Source organism: Niveispirillum sp. (assembly GCF_017996735.1).
Classification (GTDB): domain Bacteria; phylum Pseudomonadota; class Alphaproteobacteria; order Azospirillales; family Azospirillaceae; genus Niveispirillum.
Window position 1 is genome coordinate 1 of sequence record NZ_JAGOGJ010000262.1, and the last position, 3,334, is coordinate 3,334.

4 protein-coding genes are annotated in these 3,334 nt (G+C 62.3%); all 4 read left to right on the forward strand.

The features are described 5' to 3' along the window. Positions 1-168 precede the first annotated feature (168 nt). Positions 169-1,047, forward strand: a complete 879-nt coding sequence (locus KBA48_RS32845) for a TniB family NTP-binding protein (RefSeq protein ID WP_292912875.1) — start codon at positions 169-171, stop codon at positions 1,045-1,047. After that, complete coding sequence (locus KBA48_RS32850; protein WP_292912876.1) at positions 1,044-1,829, forward strand: TniQ family protein; 786 nt, start codon at positions 1,044-1,046, stop codon at positions 1,827-1,829. Before KBA48_RS32845 ends, KBA48_RS32850 begins: the two co-directional genes overlap by 4 nt. A 66-nt stretch (positions 1,830-1,895) precedes the next feature. Then, positions 1,896-2,360 carry an LLM class flavin-dependent oxidoreductase gene (locus tag KBA48_RS32855; RefSeq protein WP_292912878.1) on the forward strand — a complete coding sequence of 155 codons (465 nt, stop codon included), beginning with the start codon at positions 1,896-1,898 and terminating at the stop codon, positions 2,358-2,360. After that, positions 2,350-3,334, forward strand: a 985-nt coding sequence (locus KBA48_RS32860; RefSeq protein WP_292912877.1) for a GNAT family N-acetyltransferase, incomplete at its 3' end; no start/stop codon positions are given. The genes KBA48_RS32855 and KBA48_RS32860, both read left to right, overlap by 11 nt.

Sequence of the window (3,334 nt, forward strand, 5' to 3'; positions counted from 1 at the left end):
GCCGAATCGAGGGTGAAAGCCGCGCGCTGACCAAGGCAGAGCGCCGATCCCGTGAAAGGAATTCTTCGATGAAGGATCTGGCCGCCGATGATCGGGCATCGGAAGGGCTGCGACCGGTGGACACGGGTGATACATCGCGCCCTATGTTCAAAGTGGAGCGCTGGTGAATTGAGGGTAGAAACTGAAGAAGACGGCCGTATCGCCCTCATTCAATCGGACATCTGGATCGGCTTTCCGCGGGCGGAACAAGTGCTGGACCGACTGCAAGGCCTCATCGAAATGCCACGGCAGACTCGAATGCCGGGCCTTCTCGTGCATGGGGCCTCCGGCATCGGGAAGACGATGATCGCCCGCAACCTGTCGCGCAGGTACGCGCCGGAATACGATCCGGAGACAGGTATCACGCGCACCCCGCTTCTTCTTTTGCAGGCACCACCGGCCCCGGACGAGCGGCGGTTCTATATGCACATCCTCGCTGCCGTCGGCGCTCCGTCATCGGCATTAAGCTTGCGTGCCCAAAGTGTCGCCTCGCTTGAGGTCCGCGTTGTTGGCCTTCTTCGCGACCTCGGGCTTCGGATGATCATGATCGACGAAGTTCACAACCTCCTCGCGGGAACCCATCGCGAACAGCGCCGCTTCCTGAATGTTCTGCGTTATCTCAGCAATGAACTCGAGGCATCGCTGGTTTGCTTTGGAGTCAGCGAAGCGGTCGATGCCATTCGCGGCGATGTCCAACTCGCGCGACGCCTCGACGAACACCACCTTCCAAACTGGCGCGACGATGCCGAGTTCTCGGACATGATCCAGACCCTGATCGCGGCCATGCCGCTCGCGAAGAAGTCCAATCTGAAGGTTAAATCGCTCAAGCAGATACTGGCGCTGACCGGCGGGGTGACCTCGCGCATATTTTCCTTGGTCAAGGATCTATCCATCGACGCGATCGTCACAGGGCAGGAATGCATCACCGACGATGCCGTCGCAAAATGGACGCCTGTTTGGTCGCGCCATGCGAATACCCAACGGCGGCTCGAGAAGGCCAGAGCTTGAAGCAGCGCCCGTTGCCGAAAACTGTCACGCCCCTTGCAGATGAACTGCTGTCTGGATGGCTCACGCGACTGGCGGTCACCAACCATTGTGAGGTCGACGAACTTTTGGCGCATATCGGAGTCGATACGCGACAGGTCGCCATGCTGGATTTTGAAGTTGAGGTGGCCGCGACCACAGCAGAAAAGATATCGATTGCGGCCCGTGTTGCCGCTGAAACTGTTCAATCTCTTACCTTTGGGACAATGACCCAGACCGAAGCCCTGATGACGGCGCAGGTCGCGTTCCAATCTTGTCCCGACTGCTCTCGGCGCGGCATAGCGCTCAAACAGTGGCGGAAGTTATGGGCATTCGACTGCCAGATCTGCGGCACCCGACTTGTGTCGATCCTCATCAAGCCTGATCGCAGCCGACTATCCGAAAAGCTGGTGCGTCGTGCCCGAAGCGGGGCAGGGTTGCTCGAAAGCGCAGTGACGTCCAACTGCGCCAACAAACATAGACGCGCCATGCGGGCGGCCACCTATGCCAAGGCGCTTAAGTCGGTTCGCGCGGATACGGCCTTTGCCCTTCAAAGTCCCAGGCCCGACGTGAGACTCTTCTGCCTTGCTGCCATCGCCGTAGCTCAGTCACGTCCACTGGCCAAGGCGGCTATGTTCAGCACTGGCCTCGATGGGTACGCAAGAGTTGCCTTGCTTCGTGCGTTTGAAAAGGAACCCCGTCTTCTTGCAGCAGTTGACCGGATTGTACTGCGAAACAGGGAAAAACTCCGACGAGCTGGCGTCTGAATGTCACATTTAAGGGCAACAAACGCTGCCCAACGCGCCGTGTGCCGAATTTAAGGGCAACGCGACATCAGATTTGGCATCCGGCTGCATGTGATCTCGCGCGATACCGAGGCCGAAGCCTGGGCGGCGGCCGACAAGTTGCTGGCGGGGCTTGATCCGGGTATGGTGACACGCGCAAGAGAGCTGCTGTCGCGATCGGATTCCACCGCGCAGGCACAGATGTCGGCGCTGCATGCCGGGCGCGAGGGCCTGCCCGCTTCGGCGCGCGAGCTGGAGATTTATCCCGGCCTCTGGTCGGGTTACGGCCTTGTGCGCGGCGGCGCGGGTACGGCGCTGGTGGGCAGCCATGCCCAGGTCGCCGATCTGATCGAGACCTATCACAAGACCGGATTTGACCATTTCATCCTCTCGGGCCAGCCCCATCTGGAGGAGGCCTGGCATTTCGGTGAGGGCGCGGCGCGGGTTTTGCGGTCGCGCGGTCTGCTGGCCGATCCGGGCGCCCCGGCACACGAGGCGCGTCATGTCGCATGATGGCACAGGTGGCCTGCTGATCCGCCCGTTACAAAGCGCCGCAGAAAAACGCGCAGCCTTTGCCTTGTTTCGCAGCGCGATGCTGGGCCTGCCCGATATCGGCGGCGCAGATGCAGAGGCGGAGGCGCGGTATCTGGAGGCCGGCGATGGTCTCGGCGCGTTCGAGGGGGATGCGTTGCGGGCGGTCACCAATGGTTACGCAAGCGAGGTGGTGCTGCCAGGCGGCGCCCGCCTGCCGCATCTGGCTGTGACCCATGTCGGAACGGCGCCGGGGGTAAACCGGCGCGGTTATGCCCGCGCGTTGCTGTCCGCGCAGCTGCGTGCGGCGCAGGCGGCGGGCTATCCGCTGGCCGGATTGCGCGCGTCCGATGCGCGGATTTACGGGCGTTATGGCTATGGTATCGCGTCCTGGTCGGTGCGTCATGACCTTGATCTGACCCGGACGGGCCTGGTCACCGGGGCGCCGGATCTGCCGCTGCGTCTTGTCGATCCGCTGGTGGATCTGCCCCTGATGCGCAGGATTGCCGAGGCCGCGCCCTCGCCGCGCCCGGCTGCGCTGAAACGCTGGGATGCCTGGTGGGAAATGCAGGCCTTTCGCCAGCGTCATTCGGCTGGCCCGTTCCATGCCGTGGTGGTCGGCCCGCCGGGTGCCGAGCGCGGGTTCCTCCGCTTCCATACCCTGGCCGACGGCCCCTGGTTTACCGCGAGTGAACGGCGGGCTGAGATCGACGATTTCGTGGCCCATGATGCCACTACCTGGCGGGCGCTGATCCACTACCTGGCTTCGCGAGATATCTTGCATCATGTGGTGTTCCCGACCAGGCCCGAAGATGATCCGCTGCCGCTTCTGACCGACAATCCGCGCGCGCTGGTGATTTCGGGACGGCGCGATGAAAGCTGGGTCCGGATCATTGATGTCGGGCTGGTTCTTTCCCGTCTCGCATTGCGGGATGGGTCTGCGATTGATCTTAAGG